The 20621-nt window shown below is 44.9% G+C and carries 16 protein-coding genes; 4 read left to right on the top strand and 12 right to left on the bottom strand.

What is annotated here, in order from left to right; genetic code table 11:
* Positions 1 to 33: 33 nt before the first annotated feature.
* A complete protein-coding gene (azuC, locus tag EHN07_RS13070) occupies positions 34 to 117 on the bottom strand; it encodes a stress response protein AzuC (RefSeq protein ID WP_124024595.1) in 84 nt (27 codons plus the stop codon).
* Between the two features lie 215 nt (positions 118 to 332).
* Here azuC and EHN07_RS13075 point away from each other — a divergent pair, with 215 nt between their 5' ends.
* Entirely contained in the window at positions 333 to 1751 is a 1419-nt protein-coding gene (locus tag EHN07_RS13075) for an MFS transporter (protein WP_124024575.1), read from the top strand.
* A gap of 58 nt (positions 1752 to 1809) precedes the next feature.
* On the opposite strand, the gene EHN07_RS13080 is transcribed toward EHN07_RS13075, so the two are convergent.
* The gene (locus EHN07_RS13080) at positions 1810 to 2448 is read right to left on the bottom strand and encodes an RpiB/LacA/LacB family sugar-phosphate isomerase (RefSeq protein ID WP_124024576.1); all 639 of its coding nucleotides are present in this window, start codon (positions 2446 to 2448) and stop codon (positions 1810 to 1812) included.
* A gap of 333 nt (positions 2449 to 2781) precedes the next feature.
* Here EHN07_RS13080 and yecR point away from each other — a divergent pair, with 333 nt between their 5' ends.
* A complete protein-coding gene (gene yecR / locus EHN07_RS13085; protein ID WP_124024577.1) occupies positions 2782 to 3126 on the top strand; it encodes a YecR family lipoprotein in 345 nt (114 codons plus the stop codon).
* A gap of 225 nt (positions 3127 to 3351) precedes the next feature.
* Positions 3352 to 3849: a non-heme ferritin gene (gene ftnA, locus EHN07_RS13090; RefSeq protein ID WP_124024578.1), complete on the top strand. Its 498-nt coding sequence runs from the start codon at positions 3352 to 3354 to the stop codon at positions 3847 to 3849.
* A 444-nt stretch (positions 3850 to 4293) separates the two neighbouring features.
* Here ftnA and EHN07_RS13095 read toward each other — a convergent pair whose 3' ends face one another.
* From EHN07_RS13095 to EHN07_RS13140, 10 genes are all read right to left on the bottom strand, one after another.
* On the bottom strand, positions 4294 to 4878 hold the full coding sequence (locus EHN07_RS13095; protein ID WP_124024579.1) for a UPF0149 family protein: 585 nt from the start codon (positions 4876 to 4878) through the stop codon (positions 4294 to 4296).
* Positions 4879 to 5333: 455 nt separating this feature from the next.
* Positions 5334 to 6515, bottom strand: coding sequence for a restriction endonuclease (locus EHN07_RS13100; RefSeq protein ID WP_124024580.1), 1182 nt, complete (start codon positions 6513 to 6515; stop codon positions 5334 to 5336).
* Positions 6516 to 6619: 104 nt separating this feature from the next.
* A complete protein-coding gene (locus tag EHN07_RS13105) occupies positions 6620 to 7747 on the bottom strand; it encodes a PD-(D/E)XK nuclease family protein (RefSeq protein WP_124024581.1) in 1128 nt (375 codons plus the stop codon).
* A gap of 58 nt (positions 7748 to 7805) precedes the next feature.
* Complete coding sequence (locus tag EHN07_RS13110; protein ID WP_064554539.1) at positions 7806 to 9644, bottom strand: DUF262 domain-containing protein; 1839 nt, start codon at positions 9642 to 9644, stop codon at positions 7806 to 7808.
* A gap of 58 nt (positions 9645 to 9702) precedes the next feature.
* Positions 9703 to 10458, bottom strand: coding sequence for a M48 family metallopeptidase (locus EHN07_RS13115; RefSeq protein ID WP_064554541.1), 756 nt, complete (start codon positions 10456 to 10458; stop codon positions 9703 to 9705).
* The gene (locus tag EHN07_RS13120; RefSeq protein WP_064554542.1) at positions 10455 to 13739 is read right to left on the bottom strand and encodes a type I restriction endonuclease subunit R; all 3285 of its coding nucleotides are present in this window, start codon (positions 13737 to 13739) and stop codon (positions 10455 to 10457) included. The genes EHN07_RS13115 and EHN07_RS13120 overlap by 4 nt, the downstream gene beginning before the upstream one ends.
* A gap of 70 nt (positions 13740 to 13809) precedes the next feature.
* A complete protein-coding gene (locus EHN07_RS13125) occupies positions 13810 to 15672 on the bottom strand; it encodes a cold shock domain-containing protein (protein ID WP_244202398.1) in 1863 nt (620 codons plus the stop codon).
* On the bottom strand, positions 15617 to 16300 hold the full coding sequence (locus EHN07_RS13130; RefSeq protein ID WP_064554547.1) for a YecA/YgfB family protein: 684 nt from the start codon (positions 16298 to 16300) through the stop codon (positions 15617 to 15619). The genes EHN07_RS13125 and EHN07_RS13130 overlap by 56 nt, the downstream gene beginning before the upstream one ends.
* Positions 16297 to 17526 carry a restriction endonuclease subunit S gene (locus EHN07_RS13135; RefSeq protein WP_064554548.1) on the bottom strand — a complete coding sequence of 410 codons (1230 nt, stop codon included), beginning with the start codon at positions 17524 to 17526 and terminating at the stop codon, positions 16297 to 16299. The genes EHN07_RS13130 and EHN07_RS13135 overlap by 4 nt, the downstream gene beginning before the upstream one ends.
* Complete coding sequence (locus EHN07_RS13140) at positions 17516 to 19039, bottom strand: type I restriction-modification system subunit M (protein ID WP_064554550.1); 1524 nt, start codon at positions 19037 to 19039, stop codon at positions 17516 to 17518. Before EHN07_RS13140 ends, EHN07_RS13135 begins: the two co-directional genes overlap by 11 nt.
* A 330-nt stretch (positions 19040 to 19369) precedes the next feature.
* Here EHN07_RS13140 and EHN07_RS13145 point away from each other — a divergent pair, with 330 nt between their 5' ends.
* Positions 19370 to 20518, top strand: a complete 1149-nt coding sequence (locus EHN07_RS13145) for a hypothetical protein (protein WP_064554552.1) — start codon at positions 19370 to 19372, stop codon at positions 20516 to 20518.
* Positions 20519 to 20621: the final 103 nt, after the last annotated feature.

Genomic DNA, 20621 nt, shown 5'->3' on the forward strand with positions numbered 1-20621 from the left:
CTGCCGCGGCAGGTTTTTCTTCGGTGCGGTAGCTTAGAACATGCCGCCCGGTGGAACGTCTTTAAAGGTTTTGCAGTAGTTTTCGAACATGCTTTTCAGAACGTTGCGTAGTTTCATTGTGTGCTCCAGTTTTTATTTTTACAGGTGGTGCTCTTTATGTCGCTCATAATATGACACCCATCACATAAATCAACCATTTTGTGATGCGCATCACATATTAAAGGTGTGGTTTTTACATCTCAGTCACATAAAATGGCTTGCATATCCACCACTTAACTGGTTAATTGGCTCAACATTTTTTTAAAACATAATTTTAATTTTGAATTTCACTCATGACTGACTCCCCTTCTCCGGTAGCAAAACGCGGCATTTCTGGTATGGCGCTGTTGGTGGCTGGCGCTTTTTTCATGGAATTTCTCGACGGGACGGTGATCGCCACCGCGCTGCCGGAAATGGCCAGGACGTTCGGCGTTGATGCAGTCGATCTCAATATCGGCATGAGCGCCTATTTACTGACGCTGGCGGTCCTGATACCCGCCAGCGGCTGGATTGCCGACCGCTTTGGCGCCCGTAAAATATTTACCCTGGCCCTGGCCATTTTTACTTTCGCCTCGGTGCTGTGCGGTATTGCCAATACCATTGAACAATTTGTAGCCATGCGTGTTTTGCAGGGCGTTGGCGGTGCGCTGATGGTCCCGGTCGGCCGCCTGGCGGTGCTACGCACCACGCCCAAGCATCTGTTGATCACGGCCATCGCCACCCTCACCTGGCCTGCTCTGGTCGCCCCTATTATTGGCCCGCCGCTGGGCGGTTTTATCACCAGCTATGCTTCATGGCGCTGGATTTTTTATATCAACCTGCCGCTTGGGTTAGTGGCGATGGCGCTGGCCTGGCGGCTTATCCCGGATATTCATGATGATGAACGCCGTCCGTTTGACGCCATCGGTTTTACCGCTACCGCAGTGGCGATGATTAGTCTGGTGTACGGTCTGGAGATGCTCGGCCAATCTCAGGTAAAGCTGCTGCCAACGGTGAGTATTCTGGTGCTGGGAGCGGCGGCGCTTTGGTTTTCGCTCAGGCACTTTAAACGCGCAGCGCACCCGATGATTCGCCTTGACGCATTAAAGGTACAAACTTTTGGCGTGACGATGTATGGCGGTTCGCTGTTCAGGACGTCCATCAGCGCCGTGCCGTTTTTGCTGCCGCTGCTGTTTCAGGTCGGTTTCGGGATGGACGCTTTCCATTCGGGCTTACTGGTTTTAGCGGTGTTTGCCGGAAACCTGGCGATGAAACCGGCGACCACACCGCTGATACGCGCGTTAGGTTTTAAAAAGCTGCTGATAGTTAACGGGCTGTTGAACGTCGCTTCCCTGCTGGCCTGCGCCTTTCTCACTCCCCAGACTGCGGTATGGCTGACGGTGGCGATACTGTTTTTCGGCGGCATGTTCCGCTCCATGCAGTTTACCGGCATCAGTACCCTCGCCTTTTCTGACGTGCCCTCCACACAAATGAGTTATGCCAATACGCTGTTTAGCACGGCAACCCAGTTGTCGGTTGGATTGGGGATTACGCTGGGTGCGATTGGAATTCGTCTGGGTGAGAAAGTCGCTCAGTGGCTTGATATCACGGCTATTGCGGGGTTCTCAATCAAGATTTCATTTGTGATGATTACGCTGATTTGCCTGATTGGGCTGGTCGATTTACTGCGTTTGCCGCAGGATGCGGGCAGTAGCGTGTCTAAAAAACAGTAGGTTAATGCATAAATAATTACGGCCAGCAAAGGCTGGCCGTAAGTCATATCAAAAGATATTAAGCAAGAATTTCGCGAACGAACGCTTCAATCTCTTTGTTCTGGCAGTTTTCGAAGAAGCACTGCTGGAAACGCTCGCCAGATACCGCGGTTTTCACCAGTTCAGGATCGATTGCACGCAGCGTATCCAGGTAGTTTTCTTTTACTACCGCAGCTTTAACCTGATTCAGGATACCGGCGTTACGAACCTGCGGCTCTTTACGCTCAATCGGGTAACCTTCGCCTTTACGGCCGGTAAAGGCTTTCTCAAACATATAACGGACGTTCAGCTCAGCACCCCAGCCGAAGCCTTTAGCGAATGCCAGAGACAGCGCGTTACCGTTATTGATTTGCGAGAACAGGAACGCATCGGCTGGATCCAGGCAGTAGCCACAAACCACACCCGGGTGGATATTCAGTGACATCATTGCGCCCTGGCCGGTGCCACAACCGGTTACCACGAAATCAACCGCTTTAGAATTCAACAGGATGCTGGCCATAATACCGAGGTGGATGTAAGTCAGGTGGTGATCCTGCTCATCGCTCATGCCTACGTTGTAAACCGGGTACTCTTTTTCAGCAGCAACCGCTTGCAACTCATTAAGAATGATTGCGTTTTTGCCAGCCTGACTGTTTTCCATCATCAGTGCTATTTTCATTTCCGTCTCCTGATTGGGGCACGGGATTTCCCGTGGTGAATAGCGTTGGTATGCCGTAACAATACTACCTGGCAAACATACTTTCAAATTTAATGAAATTTTGTTTTAAAAAATTAAGAGGCGCTCACACTTCTGCATTTTGTTCCGCGTCTCCTCCCCTTTTCAGGCTGGTTTTGCTACGCGCAATATCATCAGGTTGATGCACCTGTTTTCCTGCGCCATCGACGACAGGGCTGACGGATGCGTTGGCTATCTCACCTATTGCCTTATCCGCTTACGCCACCTCTTTTCAGCGTGCTAAAATGATAAAAAAATCATTCGGGTATCAATAAGATGAAAACTCTTTATATAGCATTAAGCGTGATGTTATTAAGCGGATGCACCATCAATAAAACGCCGCAGCCCGTAAAAAGCAGTGAAGCTGCAGGCGTAGTTCGCCTGGGATTCGATCTTGCTCCACTGCAAACCGCAAAAGTGGATACCTACATTGCCCAATCAGCAGCCAGCCATCAGTGCCAGCAGTGGGGTTATAGCGCCGCATTCCCTTATGGAGAGCCAATCAAAACCTGTAGCCTGAGCAGCGGCGCACTGTGCCTGAATCAGAAAGTAACGCTTGAGTACCAGTGTCGCGGCGTGGGAATGGAGAAATATCTGCGAGGCGAGAGCCTTATTCAATAATTTCCATCGCGCGCTGGAGAATAAAAAATGTCTGGCTGAGCGTTATCCGCCGACCTTTAAATTAAATAATAATCATTCTTATTATAAAGACGAATTGATAATAAACATGAAATAAAATTAACAATCATTCTCATTGCAATAATATAATTAACAATTTCTTTGCATTGTCGAAATAATAAAATTAAAGTAGCGCTATTGTTAGATAAACATCTGCCGGAGTGCACCATGTTAAAAACTGAAATGATCGACAAGCTTAACGAACAAATGAATCTGGAGCTTTATTCCTCGCTGCTTTATCAACAAATGAGTGCATGGTGCAGCTACCATAGCTTTGAAGGGGCTGCCGCTTTCCTGCGCCGCCATGCCCAGGAAGAGATGGAGCATATGCAGCGTCTGTTTGCTTACCTGACCGACACCGGAAGTTTGCCGCGTATTAATGCGGTGCCGGCACCAGACCATGATTACACCTCTCTGGATAATCTGTTTAACGCCACCTACCAGCATGAGCAGTTGATCACGAGTAAAATTAACGAGCTGGCACATGCCGCGATGATCTCCCAGGATTATCCGACCTTTAATTTCCTGCAGTGGTATGTGGCTGAGCAGCATGAAGAAGAGAAGCTGTTTAAATCGGTACTGGATAAATTAAGCCTGGTTGGAAAAAGCGGCGAAGGTTTGTATTTTATCGATAAAGAGCTTTCTACACTGGATACCCAGGCTTAAGTACCTCTTTCCGGCGAGGATGGTTGATACTTGCCGGTTTTTACTAATGATGATGCCCCCTCTTCGCTTCCGTGACCTCCCCGGTGGCAAATATTCATTCCGCGGCTACACTCCAAATCAGCAGCAATCTTAGCCACTCCATAGATACTTTAAAGGATTCCCCGGCATCATTTGTTGCATTATCCATTGAGTTGTTATTGATATCTCCCTCTGCGGATTAATTATCTCGAAATTAGGTTGGCACTAAGTATAAACAACATGAAATACCGCAGGCTTTAAAGTGGAAAAGTAGCTTTATTTTCTGGCAAAGGGTTGTTTTTTTTATTTTTAAGTATTAGTTAGCTCACGCTATTTTAACTTACGCAGAATATCTGGAATTGCAGAGGAAGGTTAACAGCCTGGCAGCGGCCTGGCTGTTAATAAAGACATATTTTTCGGGTTCGATTAATGTAACGCTTGCGTGTCAGCCTGGCGCTGTTCATAGCCATATTGATGCAGCTGTAGTGCCGCAGGGCCAATGGCTTGCTGGCTGGCTTCATACTCCTGCCCGGTCATTTGCTCAAGCTTTGCGACATTTGCTTCATCACCATGCAAGGCAATCGCCTCGAACGCATGCTGTAACTGCTCTGGTAAGGTTTTGCTGGCACTGAGCGCGGTTCCGCGCAGATAGCCAAAGCACCACTCTTCAACGATGGTGTACTCAATGCCATCTATTTCACGCAGACCAAACAGCGGATCGAACTGATCGGGAGCATGACGCAAACGTTCGGCGATATCATTCATATGCTGTGTGGTGAGATCGGTAAAGCGTTGCTGCTGCTGGGCGCTTTCCCAGTGAGGCAGGTTCGTTTCGTCGCCCCACAGCGCGTTTTGCCAGACCGAGGTTTCAATCTGCGCTGGCGCGGAAAGAATAGCGGTAAGCATACCGTCAAGCTCGGAGACATCCAGCACGGAATCGTCGTTACCATACTGAGCCAGAGTGTCGTCCAGCCATTCCAGTTCTTCTTCGTTTAGCGGCCCTTGATTCATGCTGAGTTCTCCAGAGATTGTGCGGTTTTTCAACCAGGATTGGCGCCAGAAGTCATGCCACCGGGGGCAGCCGGTAGTATGCCGTAATAGTTATCCAGCAGTGAAAAATTGATCGGGAAGAGTTTCAGGTATACGGCGCACAGAACGAACAAAACCACCCGAGGGTGGCTTGTACGACACTGCTTTATCATTGATTTTATAGCTTTTATTCCCATGGTGCCCGGGGCGGGACTTGAACCCGCACAGCGCGAACGCCGAGGGATTTTAAATTCTACGCAGGATCAATGAGTTACATAGCAGTGCATTGCGAAACTTTGCTGTAATTGTCCTTCTACTTTACTGTAATTAGCAGTAAATAGATAGGCTTGGATAACTTTGAGCATAGAATCTGCACAGGTAAGTCCCCCTCTCACGGAGGCCTACCTGTACTTTGCTATATCTATATGACTGCAAAGTTACGAGTTTGACTGGAAATCTTCGATTATCTTCTGATTGTAATCATCCAGATACTTTTGCAGTTCATCCCTGTCGATCAGACGTACCAAGGCTGACTCAGCTAACTCTTTAGCAGAGCGTGTGAAGTAGGAATTAGTCACAACCATCGCCTCATCACAACCATAGAACGTTTTAGCAGAGATCACCTGCTGCACCGCCGAGTTACCTACAGAACCAGAATAATTTTTCGCCTGAATAACCATATCCTTACCAAATCGAGTGACGAAAAGATCTGCACCCTGATCTTGCGTTCTCTTGGTTTCTTTGACGTCGTAACCCATAGTCTGGAATATTTCCACAAGGAAATCTTCGAACTGGAAACCGTCCATTGCATCAACTAAATACATGGTGACGAATTTATTAGGGTTAAAATGCTCAAGGCGTGTAGCTAATCTATCAACCAGAATATCAAAATAAATACGTTCGCACACAGCCAAGTATTTTTTAACTTCATCAAATAAAACCAAAGGGACACCAGGCGTGGCCTCCGCTTTTTCATTGAATTCTACTGATGAGAACTCTATCTTATTACTCCATATATAGAATAGAAATAATGAAAGATCTGCCCGAAAAGTGGTGCCCGCTTCCTCAATCCATGACTTCAAGGATTCAGTAAGTGTAGATTTAATATGCCGTTTAACTTCCTTAGCGAAACCATAATAAAGAGCGTTAAATGACGTGGTAAGGAGTAATTTATCTAATAGCTCAGGTAACTCCTCAAGCTCATTGAACCCTTTTCTGACCAACACCTCACGGAAAAGTTGTAATTCGGAGTATGTGCCATTATCTGTTGAGAAATCTGCTTCCGATTTATTATTATGTGAGAATCTGGAAGTGTAAATGAAGTTAGTAAAATATGGATCTTTTAAACTGGAGTATTTTTCGAGAACATTTTCAAGCAATTGATTAAGCTGCGTTTGTTCTTTCTTTTTCCCAAATAGATCTTTCAGAACCCCCTTTGAACGATACTGAAATTCGGGATAAAACGATGGATTCAATGGTGTCATACGTTGTATATCTATTGCTTGTGAGGTCGATGATGCTGAACCCCATGCAGACGTTTTTACAGGCGAAACTCCACTACACCATGGGCAATGAATCTCAAAGGTCGTTCTACTGCAAGTATCACACTGATAAATCATTTGAATATTCTCCTTTTATTCCAATATCTGTCTATTCGGCGCTTCAATTACCAGCCTAATAATCCACAATATAAAAAAGATCGTCATCGCTCAGTCATATTACTTTATGTTCTTATTTTTGAGTCCATCCACTTAGTCATATCCTTCAGAAGAACCAGTGCATCTTTTTTGCTTCTCGTATTCCCCCAAAAACTCAGTTCAAGCACTTTCCCCTTCCCAGTAATTGATACTTCGTAGTCCTCAGGGCTAGCTGTTGGAATGAAATCTCCAGCACTTAAAGCAACTCTTATTTCTTCTTTTAGTACATTAACTTCAGGGTAATCATCTGAATGTATCCAGCCATATACGTAGAACTCCGCTTCATCTCGTCCATCCACTGAAGGGCGATAAACTAACGTAATTCCTGTTTTACCTTGTCCCCAGCATCCCGGCATCAGATGAATTGCTTTATAGTAACCCTTCCAGTTATTAATACCTGTTGCAATATGAATATCAGGCAATACCTCTGAGACAACCGATTTAGCTTCCTCGGTGATAGCATTTTGGTACATTTCCAGCAATTGAACCGATTTTATCAAAGCTGTGAAATTTTCAGTGACAAACTCCACATTTTTATCAGAAACCTTATCCATACTAACCTCACTCAATTTTTTAAGATGACTTAAAAACTCCTGATAAAAAAAAGTCCACTTGCTGAACTCTTGATTCATCATCTCTAACCCCAGACGTCGAATGGCGGTTTCCAGCAGCAGTGAATAATTGATCAGTTGCCAACCGTCTACGCCTTTAGCGCTGTTACCGTCAGGCTTTAATATACAGCGAAATAGTTTTTGATTGTTGCCGCCGTAACTATCAATGAGACTTACATAGCTGGGAAAAGGATTATATGTATCAGCCAGAACTTTATGCTCAATACCTATAATGAATTCATCATGTCTGATAAGAATATCAATATATTTCCCATCTTCTGTTCGGGCCTCTCTCATTAGCTCCAGAGAAGTGAAATCAATTTCATCAACATCGAGGGAATCATCCAGACAACATAGCAATGCTTTGAGCAACCATGGCGGCACCATTTTCTGGGCTCCCATAAACAAAGCCATCAAATCCGTAGTTGGATTTTCGAGATATCCGGAACCACCCAATTCAAAAAAATTGAATTCAACATCATCTTCAACCGAAATGCCCTTCAGTTGTTCAATAAATTTGACAAAAAACGTTTCAGAACGCAATTCAACCTCCTTTTAAAAATCATGATGCCATTACAGCTTAATTAACACCCTAACTTTGCTATAAATTATGGTCCCAAATATTCTCACAAATTATTTTATACAAAGACTGTCGTTCATCGACATCTTGTTTTTTAAATGAATCATGTGGTTTGAAAGGCAATCCGAATACATTTCTCAACTGATTGAAATTAGGGCTATTCATATATGCCAATGGGCATAACGATTTAGCCAGGAGATTCTCTTTGATGTAATGAGGTTGCTTTTGATCGTAACACAAATCACCATATGACTGGTTTGAGCCTCTAGGTAATAAAACCAAATCACCTAAGCGATTTCTGTAATTGTTAAATTCGTGCTCTTGTTCAAACTCATCAGAGTAACGTTCATATTTATCGGCCCAAATATGCTCGACTTCAAATGGCTTACCGTGTTCTGGCTGATAATATGTAATGAAGGTTGTACTCATTCCAGCTTGCTGCTCAACCCACGCAGTTATACGAGAAAGCAAAAACTTCACAAAACGATAGTTTTGACCATGGAGACGAAACTCTTCCATTCCTGCAAAAGTATCTGGCATTTCGGATAACTTCTTAGATAATAAATCTTTTAATTCTTCAAAACTTTTACCACGAATCTCTTTAACAAGACTGTACATTGTGTAACGAATAGAACTGGCAGAGAATTTACGGAAATTGACAGAACGGCGAACAACAAACGTTTCAATATAGCGAGCCACCAGGTTTATTTTGGCTCTCGCAACTTCAGAACTGTCACCAACATTTAATGGAGCCAACATCAAAGGGAAACTTAAAGTAGGTGCAATACCCCAATGGTGGATATAAAATACATATTCCAGTTGATGCGTTAATGCTCTCTCAGCATTCAGTATTTGTGTATAAGCATTTAAATAAAACAAAAAGTTTTTTTGTATAAATCGTTCAAATGTCTCTCCATTATCTGGGTCCAATCCCACCGCCTGAAGATTATCTCTAACCCAACTATGAAAACGCGTACCTATTTTTTCAAAGTCTTCATTTTTTGAACCAGCTTTACCCGGGCGTATTGTATCAGCATATTGAGCTCGCAACCATGACTGGAAAAAACGTTGGTCTTCATCTTTGTCATAGTTTTTTAAATCCATCATCGCTTTTTTCCAGAGTTCATTTGCCTTTTGGCGTTTATCTCCCTGATGAAAGCGTGAAAGTAAAAAACCTTTAAGCATTTCGGACGGAGTAAGATTCAATCCTCGGTCATTCATAGTCTCAAAGATGGTATATGCGTTTTCATCTGAATAGGCAACTATCTCAACCATAATAACGTTATACTTAAGCCAGTCGATAAAAAAAGGAAAAGCCTGACCTTTTAACTCATCAGGAAAAGCATCTGTGATATTCTGATATCTCTCCACCATGTTATGGGTTGACTCATCATCCCCATCAACTAAACTATAGCTACCAAAATTAAACAATGCTTCCATGCAAGCAATTCTGTCTTCAACTACTATATTGAATGATTTGCTGCCACGTAGCTCGGAGAAAATCATTGATTCTATTTTCTCTTCATATTTAAGTTCTTTCTGAAGGTTATGGAGGTAAATTAGAAATAAAGTTAATGAAGTCAGTCGTTGCTGACCATCAATAATACTCCGTTTCCCATCTTTACTACTCACAACAAATGGTCCTAAGTAATAATTATTGTAGTTTTCACCCTGCTCCCGAGAATCACCGACTGTGTATTCATTGAGAAACGCAGATGTTAAGTCTGTAACCAACTCTTCAATATGTTTCTCACCCCAGCTATACTCGCGCTGAAAGTAATCAACGGTATATTTTTGCGCATTTAGAACATCAAACAAATTACGATGGCGTGCTTCAATTTTATTATCTAACTTACTCATTATTATACTCCCTGCATTAACGAGACTGACCAAACCCTTAAGAACTCATATTGATAAGTTACATATCAGCCAACAACATCCCAGCCATGCCATCCAGCCGTTTCTTGACCTTTTCCCAGCCCGGCATAACCTGCCCCATCAGACGGTAAAACTCTTCGCTGTGGTTGTGCTCAGCCACATGGCATAACTCATGTAGCAAGACATAATCGATGCATTCTGAGGATGCCTTAACCAGCCATGGGTTCAAGGTCAGACAACCTTTTGCAGAACAGTTACCCCATTGCGTTTGCATCGCCCGCAAACGTATCGGCGGACACTCACTAACCCAAAGGGTCTGTGGTATCAATAAATCTAGTCTGCGTTGGAAGACATCTCTGGCGCGTTCCCGATACCATTCAGCCAGCAACGCTTTAACTTTTTCAGCCGATTTGTGTCTGACCGTCACTTCCAGACGCCCACGCAACATTTTCACTCGTTGCGGTGCAGTAGCGTCTTCTGTCACTTTCAACTGATATTGCTTGCCAAGATAGTAATGACTTTCGCCACTGACATACTGACGCGGAACAATGTGCGTCTGTTGCTCCCTGAAATCAAGTAGTTGCTGATATATCCAGCGCCCTCGTTTTTTCAGCGCAGACAACACCTCGTGCTCAGGTGTTTCTGGTGGTACAGAGGCCACAACCCGGCAGTCCGGATGCACCTTGATGAGCACCCTGCCCTTAACGACCTGACGCGGAACACACTGTACGATAATGGCTTCATCACCATAGACAATGCGTAACGCTTTCATTGCTGGCGACTCTTTTTCACTCATGATTTCATCAAACCAACGCGCAGTATCTGGATGATAGTTTCCACAATACGGTTTACCTGGTTCATTCCGGCACCTATTTCCCGGCAGGCCGTAAACAGTAGCGGTAAGAGATTTGTCTTGACTGCTTTCTCGATATCCTGAGGGTTTAGGGAGTTTTCTGCCACTGCTTTGACGATGATACTGTCCACTTCAAAAGCCAGCTTCGTCCACTTCTCCTGCACCTGAACATCGTTTACCGCAAAAACCTCAGGTAGCTCTTTTTTAAATACACCGTAATACGCCTGAGCATACTTGTTCACCGCCAGTGCATCCGGGATGTCGCTGAGCTTACGGGCTTCAACTTTTTCTTCAAACTCACGGAATAGGAGATACTGTTTTAGTGGATGGTCGAACAGTTTTTCTGCTTCTTCGATAGCCATGCGCAGGAGTCTGGAAAATGCCTCTTGAGCGTACGGGTCATCACGCAGCTCCTGCTCAATCATCTTCGTCACACGGGTTTTAATGATGTCGGTTTCATTGCGGGTTTTATTGTTATCCCACTCTTCGGGTTTTTCGCTCTTGCCCATTTTACCGACTTCATACACGCCATCGGGTTCACGAACCTCAACGCCGGTGACATGCTTATCCAGCAATTTTTTCACCTGCTCAGCGTAGTCGTCATAATTGACCTGCTCGCCGCTGACCTGCATTGCCCACTGGCGCAGGCTGGACATCTGTTTTACGGTTTCTTTATAGAGATTTCGGTCTTGTTCCGTAAAACTCTTGTCGGTGAAGAAGGTTGCAGACTGCAGTGCCACTTTCAGGCATCCGGCAAAGGCCGTTAACGCCTCAAAGAAATCATCACGGGTTTTCTGATGGATATCGACCATCTCTCCGTCACGTTCTTCCATTTTAGGCACCAGTACCGCACGTAACTGCTCAGTATCATTTTTGTTTTTGACACCAGCAAATATGGCCCACAGCTGGTTATACAGATGAGGCAGACGTTTGTATTCAGAACTCATAGCGTTGTACAACCCATCAATATCCTTGATGTCGTATCCCCCCTGAGTTCGGGAGGCCAGATCCTGATATTTACCGATCGTCGTGTCCAGTTCAGCAAGAATGCCGCGATAATCAATCAGCAGGCCAAACTTTTTCAGTGGATGCAGTCGGTTCACCCGGGCAATAGCCTGGATAAGATTATGTGATTTAAGCGGCTTGTCGATATACAGCACGGTATTCTTCGGCTCATCAAACCCGGTGAGCAGTTTATCAACGACTATCAGCAATTTGAGCTTCTCATCGGTATCGAAACGACTGATGACATTACGGGTATACACAGACTCATCCTGCGTGCCGACATTATCCTTCCACCATTTCGTCACTTCCGGCAGTTTGCTTTCATCCACTTCGGTATTCCCTTCCCGGGTATCCGGCGGGCTGATAACTACAGCTGACTCAAACAACCCGGCTTCATCAAGATACTTTTTATATTTGATGGCGGAAATCTTGCTGTCGCAGGCAAGTTGGCCTTTCAGCCCCTCATCAATATTCTTCGAGAAGTGTGTGGCGATATCTAACGCAATCAGACGGATGCGGTCATCTGCACTATAAACCTCACCCTTACGGGCATATTTACGCTTAAGGTCGGCTTTTTGCGCTTCGCTTAACCCATCGGTAATACGATCAAACCATGCATCTATTGCCCGATCGTTTACCTCAAGATCAGGAATACGCTCTTCGTAAAGTAGAGGCGTCACCGCCTGATCTTCTACCGCTCGCTGCATGGTATAAGCGTGGACAATCGGCCCGAATTTATTGGTGGTCTTATCTTCTTTCAGCAATGGTGTACCGGTAAATGCCACAAAGGCGGCATTCGGCAGGGCCAGTTTCATTCGCACATGGTTCTCACCGCCCTGGCTGCGATGTCCTTCATCAATCAGAACGATGATGTCGGGGCTGGTATTAACGCATTCAGGCAATTTTGTCGCTGAGTTAAATTTCTGAATAAGGGTAAAGATTATACGTTCTTTACCAGAGCCAATCTGCTGTGCCAGCTTCTGACCTGAGGTCGCCATCGCTTTGGCCTTATCATCCTTCCCGGCCAGTTCACCACCAGAGGCGAAAGTGCCGCTGAGCTGCCCTTCAAGGTCTACACGATCCGTCACCACCACAATACGACACTGCTTCAGGCTGTCATGAAGAATCAGCGCCTTGCTGAGGAACACCATAGTGTACGATTTGCCGGAACCCGTGGTATGCCAGATCACCCCACCTTCTCTGCCCCCATCCGGTCTGCGGGTACTGATGCGTTCCAGCAGTCTTTTAATGCCGAACACCTGCTGATAGCGAGCGACTATCTTCACGGTCTTTTTATCAAACAGGGTGAAGAAGCGGGTCATCTCCAGCAGACGTTCCGGCGAAAGCAGACTGATAAGCAGCTTATCCTGTCCACTGACAGCCAGTTCACCAGCGGCTATTAACTGTTGGTACCAGTCGAGATCGGCTGAAGGACGATGATCAAACAAAGCATGCATTTGTTCCGTCGATAACTGATGGTTGCGCAGAGCATGCATCTGCGGATCGGTTATATCTTCTTCACGCCATGCTGCCCAGAATTTCATTGGCGTATGGCAGGTACCGTAGCGCCCGTCATACCCGTTAATCGACAGTAATATCTGGCTGTAAGCAAACAGCTGCGGGATTTCATCGTTGAGCTGATTACGGATACTCTGAGATATCCCCTCGTCAATGGTTGGCCCTTTCTTACCGTGACCTGCCGGGCTTTTCGCTTCAATGACTGCCAGCGGGATACCATTAACAAAGCAGACAATATCCGGTCTGCGGGTTTCGACACCACCTGACCGCAATACCGTAAATTCTTCGGTAAAATGGAACTGGTTATTTTCCGGATGCTCCCAGTCAATCAGCGCGATCGTGGGGTTCACCTTCTTGCCATCGACAAATTCCGTGACAGCGATCCCGTAGAGCAGATGGTTATACATTCGCTCGTTAGCTTTCAGCAGCCCTTCATTCAGTGCCGGTGAACAGACCTGTGATATCAGGTTATCCAGCGCTTTTTCCGATAACTGGCAGACTTTACCACCCGCCATAAAGGAACGCTTAGACAACGCCTCACGAAGAACCGGACGCAGCAGCACCTCATCCTGTTTATAGCCCCGGTAATCCATAATCTGTTTCGGGGGTAAAAACGTCCAGCCGAGGCTGGTCAGTAACGTCAGTGCCGGGATTTTGGCGCTGTATTCTTCCTGGAATTTAGGTTGGTAGTGCTTATCCACCCGGTAATCCTTCTTGGCTAAGAGGTGACACTGTATGTCTGTACGGACATACTCAAAAATGAGCGAAGACTTATGATGAAAAGAACGGCGAGTCCCGATAAAGGCGATTGTACTTGACCTGTTCTGTTTCACCCTTGTTTACATTACCAAATTTCTCCTGATGCGTCGTACAGCAGGAACCACAGGATGCACAAATAAATCGTCCTTCTGAACATTTTTCATGCAAATCTCTGCCGTCAATTATTTCGCTACATTTGTAACCAATACAGTGATTAATGTAATGCCCGATACCAAACTGTTCGCAGGAATGACTGGCACATTTAAAAACGGTCAGGCGATACGCGGCCTGGAAAGGTTTTTTCACAAATCCTTTCGACTTTGTATCCCAGACGCTGACTTCGACACGAGCATATTTCATATCTGGAACCATCAGCACCCCACAACTTCGGCAATGCAAGCGGGAATGTAATTCTCTGATACGGTTGAAATACCCAGCCAGTTTAATTGGGAAATCCCGCTTAGAAGGTTCGCCTGCAATCAGATAGGTCATGCCATAGTGGGCAAGCCAGTCATAAATAGTGAAGTCGATGTAATCCCGACTGAGGTCGGGTAGTACCTGCGGATCATGGCAGATTTTCGAACGACAAAGGAATTTTTTCTCTATCGTTCCGTCAGGTTGTTTTGCATTCCAGTGAAACGCCTCACAGGATAATTCTAAACTTGGGAAACGAATTTGTAATGAACTACATTGTGGGAACAATTTGAAAACAGAAGGATGATTTACCGGAATTTTACCCGACAAGACTCCGTGCCATATCTCATGCAGAATAATACTCAGAACGGACTGTTCATCGTTGCGCCCAAGCAACGGTAACAATTTACTCAGAATGAAGTATTCAGGATCAGAAGAAATTTCAGTATTCGACTCGATATCATTAACAAAACTGAAATCTTTCCTGAACATCTTCTGTTTAATCAAATACGTATTGATAAAAGGACTAATCACGGAATGTTTATAAAATTGCTCTCTCGATGAGAATTTCTGCTGATAGGCATCACGGACAAATGGTTGTATATCCATTTTATTTTTCGTGAAACTACGTCGAACAAAATTCTCTATATCATCATGCCGATGTTCAAGAATCCGCTCGCTGCTTATACAATCGTAAAATGCCAGGTAGAGAATAGCACTTATAGATATATGGCTGAGTAATTCATTGATGATGTCCGATGTTGAAGCCCCCTGGCAATCCGTAGCCGCAGAACACCTTTTCACCCAAACAGCGAACTGATCAATGTTATTATCGATAAATGACGAAGGCATGACCGCAGGAGATATTTGTTGTGCGGTCAAATCATCAAAATTCTTATCAGAGGCGAAAAGTGCAAACTGGTTATCGTAGTTACGTGATTTTAAAAATAGCGGCAAGACTTTTGTAACAGCTATATCACTGGTAACTAACCGAATTATAGCCCTTTCGCCAAAGGACTGAGTGAGGAAATTAACAACGCTGTCACGATAACGCCAACGAGCGAAATCAACGCCCTCCTCAATAATAGCCCGGAGATATTCAATGAGGAGCTCAGCCGTCTCCTCATCTGTTTTATCAAGAATGTGAACGTTAAAAGCCGTAGGCTTACCATTTTTACCTATACCTTCCCTGAACAGCACCGGTGTATTGTCAGCGGGTGTATAGTTCCGGCTTATCTCATTCTTATGAAAAAACAGCTCATTACCATTCTCTGATAAGAGAAAGCCAAAGTTATTCTCCCGATCCGTTTTGCTGTTGTAGCCTCCAAACCAGAGAACATTTCCCATGTACCACCGGGAACGATCCAGATTGTTCACTGCCATGAGCAAGCCCCCTTCCGCTTTGTCAGTGCAGGCAGCACTTTTTAAATTTTTTACCGCTGCCACACTGACACGGGTCATTACGACCGGGCAGTTTTTCTGCCCCCTTCACGGGAACAGGCCGGGATGATGCCTCTGACATTCTCACCGACAACCAGTGCTGGTAAAGCGCCAGTGCCGCAGGCTGAATTAGAGTAATACTCTGTTCAAATTGAACAGGTGACATTTTCTCAACCACTGGGAAGTTCTTTTCGATACCATGAAGGGCTATCGCCTCCAGCGAGGGACGTAAGGCCTCTGGCAAGGCTGACCAGTCATCCAGAGACCGGCCTTTCATATACCCGAAACACCACTCTTCGACGATGGTATATGTCTTCCCCTTCACCTCACGTCCATTGAAAATCGGTTCAAACTGTTCAGGGGCCTCATACAGGCAGCCAGCGATATCGTTCATATGCTGAAAACACAGCCCCACAAAACGCGTCATCTCTTTTTCAGTGGTCCAGTGAGGGTGGTAGTCACCACGACCCCAGATAGCACTAAGCCAGGTATTAGGGGGGATCATATTCGGGCCAGAGACAACCGCCGTCAGGAAGCCATCCAGCTCAGAGAAACAGAGTACAGAGCCATCATTGCCGTATTTCAGCAACACCTCTTCCAGCCAGTCGATTTCCCGGTCAATCAGCGGCCCGCTTTTCGTCAGTTTCATGCAGCAACAGCCTCATCGATTTTCACCCGACGTTTACCGGTCAGTAATTGCTGCATCAGGGCTTTTTTCTCGTCTTTCAGGCAAGCGAGTTTTTTCTCCAGCGTGGCGATTTCGTCGTCGGCAGCGGACAGGACTGTGGCGATTTTTTGTTGTTCTTCAATCTCAGGATAAGGAAGTTTCAAAAAAGAGAAATCTTCATAGCTGATTTGTTTTCCATCTCTAATTCCAATAACTGCGACGGCAAGATGCCCAATAAAATTGTAAGATTTGTAATATTGCATATAAAACTCATCTACTATTTTTTTTATTGGGGTTAACACTGTATACGCAGGGCTCACCAATCCTCGATAACGAGAGTATTCCAATCCCCCTTGGAATGATCGTAAGCTAATTATAAAATTACCCGAAACAACCAACTTATAGCCCTTCGTTGAGCCATCAGGCATTACAACCCTACGCTCTAACATCGAACGAGGTATTACGCCCAGGTCTTGAGTTACTGCCAGAAGCTCCTCATCCTCAGAATTATTCTTTTGCGAAATAGTCTTAAACAGTTCTGCTGCCCTAAGCCATTTCCACTTCCCACTAAACCTCACCCCATTCTCATCCAGCAACCGTTTCTCCCCGGTAATCAATTGCTGCATCAGGGCTTTTTTCTGCTGCTGACTGTTGGCGAGAAGCTTTTCCGTCACCGTAATTGCCTTATCCCAGGTCGACAGAATTTGGGCGATTTTCTTTTGCTCAACGATAGGAGGGAGCAACAAAGGCATTTTTTCAAGGGATGCTTTGTTTAGCTTGTACCTACCCGCCCCTTGCCGACTCAAGAAACTGAAAATGTCCCTATGCATAAAATAGTAGTAAAACCATTCTCTTGAGGCCTCTTTCGTTCCTTCAATAATATGAGCATGGTTATTAACTGTACATTTCCCATCCACCAACTGCGTCATTGAATATTTTTCAAACTTCAGGAAGTGATCACCATCTTCTCCAATCAAAGCATAACTTCCATCTTGTTCAAAAGCGCCAATATAACCTTGGATCTTAGTCGGTCCGTAATAAGGATAGTTGCCCGGACTCATACTACGTTCTTCTTCGCTAATCGGCTTCCGTAAGTTATTACGGATGCAAAACGCCTTACCTACATAAGTGAATTGCCACCCGTGAGGCACGCTTTTAATTCTTGCCTGCATCAATTCTAGTTGATTTATCTCGTAATTAAACGCCATAACCCAACTCCTTCAGATAACCCGCCATCTCAACTTCCAGCTTTGCCAGTTCCACCTTCAGTTGCTCACGCTCTGCTCGCACCGCCACCAGGTCAATCTCATCCTCTTCTTCAAAGGTATCGACATAGCGCGGAATATTGAGGTTGTAGTCGTTGTCCTGAATTTCCTTCAGGCTGGCAAGATAGGCGTATTTCTCGACGTTATCGCCATCACGGTAGGTCTTGACGATTTTCTTAATGTTTTCTTCGCTAAGCTGGTTCTGGTTTTTACCTGCCTTGAATTCACGGCTGGCATCGATAAACAGCACCTTGTCATCAACTTTCTGCTTTTTGAAAATCAGAATCGCAGCCGGAATCCCCGTACCGTAGAACAGTTTTTCCGGCAGACCAATTACCGCATCCAGTAAATTTTCTTCGATCAGTTTCTGGCGAATTTTACCTTCGCTGGAGCCACGGAAAAGCACACCGTGTGGCACAACTACGCCCATACGGCCAGTTCCCGGTTTCAGGGTTTCTATCATATGCGAAATAAAAGCGTAATCACCTTTGGTCTTCGGCGGTACACCACGACGGAAACGACCAAACTTATCGTTCTCGGCCTCATCATGGCCCCACTTGTCCAGACTAAACGGCGGGTTAGCGGTCACGATATCAAACAGCATCAGATCGCCATTTTTATCGAGCAGCTTCGGGTTACGAATGGTATCGCCCCACTCGATTTTATGGTTGTCTTCGCCGTGAAGGAACATGTTCATTTTCGCCAGCGACCATGTAGATCCAATCGCCTCCTGACCGAACAAGGCATAGTTACGACTATCATGCCCGGAGACAATTTTACGCCCACACTTCATCAATAATGAACCGGAACCACAGGCTGGATCGCAGATGGTATCACCCGGTTGCGGATCGAGCAGTTCAGCAATCAGGTCCGAAACTTCCGGCGGGGTATAGAACTCCCCGGCTTTCTGCCCACCGCTGGCGGCAAAGTTTTTGATCAGGTATTCGTAAGCATTGCCGATAACGTCCAGCGTACCGACACGACTCGGCTTCAGGTTGAGATCTTCACCGGCGAAGTCTTCCAGTAGCTGGCGAAGGATGGTGTTTTTCTGTTTTTCTTCGCCAAGACGATCGGTGTTAAACGAAATATCCTGGAACACGCTTTTCCCGGCATCTTTCAGTTTGGTTCCGTTGGCTTCTTCGATTGCATGCAGAGCCTGATCGATACGCTCACCGTTACCCGGCTCATGGCGGCGTTCGTACAGCGCATAAAAGCTGGCACTTTTTGGCAGCACAAAACGCTCGTTAGCCATCATCGCTTCAATCAGTTCCGGCGCATCGCCATACTGTTCTTTGTATTCATCATAGTGATCTTGCCAGACATCCGAAATGTACTTAAGGAACAGCATGGTAAGGATAAAGTCTTTATAGGTATCAGCACTGATGGTGCCACGGAACGTATCACACGCGGCCCACAGGGCTTTGTTGATCGTATCCTGACTGATTTTGTCGTTCATGAATCATCCTGGTCTGAAGAAAAGCCTGCGATGCAGGGCATTGCATCGTAAAAAATTGCGTTAAATGATACCTCAAGACACGCCCCTGGACACACCAGAATCGCGGTATCTTGAAGGGAATTGTCCAATTGATACTGACAGATGACTTACGGATGCCCTTATGCTTACAAGCTTATAAATTCTAATACTATTAGCAGGATAGACTCGATGTAAGCTATGGTGTAAAACTACCGTTGGGGTAAATAACCTACTCATACTCTTGTAATCAAAGCACTACCTTGCAAACCTCCATCAGTAAAAGGGTATCTGCCCTATATAAAGAGGCACATTATGTTTGAAAACTATCTTGAACACCCTGACCGGCATCCTAAAAACGCTCAACTGCTCGCTAAATATCAGCCTGATATTGATAAATTATCCGAAATTTTCACTGAGGATGATTTACTATATCTGATGACACAAGAACAACCGGATGGCACGCGTAAGATGCGCCCGTCATTAGCCTCTATCGAGATATTCGCGCCCTCCGCATTATTGTCCAATTATATTAATTTTTTTCAGTATACTGATTACCTTGAAAAATGGTGCAAACTACAACGTAAGGAGTTCGACGTACTGACCATTAATATCTACGGCCTTAACTCCATTAAACAAAATAGAATTCCGGGCAATGTTTTAAAGGAAGTTGATGCCTTTATGGAAGAATTACTGAATAAGGCAACCGACGAGCCAACAAATCCGATTCTCACATTGCTAAATATTCTTGATACACTTGCGGATGAAAAAACATATCAAAATAACAAACCCTACATCTGGAATGGTAAGTTTTCAATATCCATTCATAACATAGCACTCAAAATTGCCCGCAGAAAAATCATAACCTATATCAAATCCTCAGATTTCACAAATTCACTCCCGAAAGTTTCAAATCTGGAACCTCAGGATACCGCCCTCCTTTTCTTTGCGCGATTTTGTAATGGATTTTATTTCCACTTTCTTTTGCAAATAATAAAAAGAATGAAAACTCATGGACTTATTGAAGGTAATCACCTCCACCACCCTGCCATGATGCAATTAATTACCCTTGCAATGTTACCCTATGAAGTTATACAGCATGCTCTTGATGGTAAAGACCATACAATCACACCAACTTGTCCTGACAAATTTGTTATTAATGAAACCATCCCCAGAAACAAAGAAAACCTGACAGGAATCCAAAAAAACATAAACCAGACCTTATACAAAACCTATATTTACATTGCACTGCTTATCTTCCCAGAATGGAAACCCACAGCCAAAGAAATCATCCTTTTTCTTGAAGGAAAGAGCCTTACTGTTAAAAAAAACGGCCCAACTATTAAAGGATTATTGGACTTAAAATCGACAGCGTTTGGACTACCTTCAAAGATTAACGATGTAGGTCGTCTCAGCAAAGAGGAATATGTCACCCGATTACTATTACTTGCTCAGACTAAATGAACTCATAGCGTCACGGCCCGCAGAGAAAGGTCATCTGTAGATAAAAAACACAGTTCTAAATTGAAATGATGAACTGTGAAAATGACAACTCGCAATTAGCTCA

Origin of the sequence: Buttiauxella warmboldiae (genome assembly GCF_003818135.1) — a bacterium.
In the GTDB taxonomy this organism is placed as follows: Bacteria; Pseudomonadota; Gammaproteobacteria; order Enterobacterales; family Enterobacteriaceae; genus Buttiauxella; species Buttiauxella warmboldiae.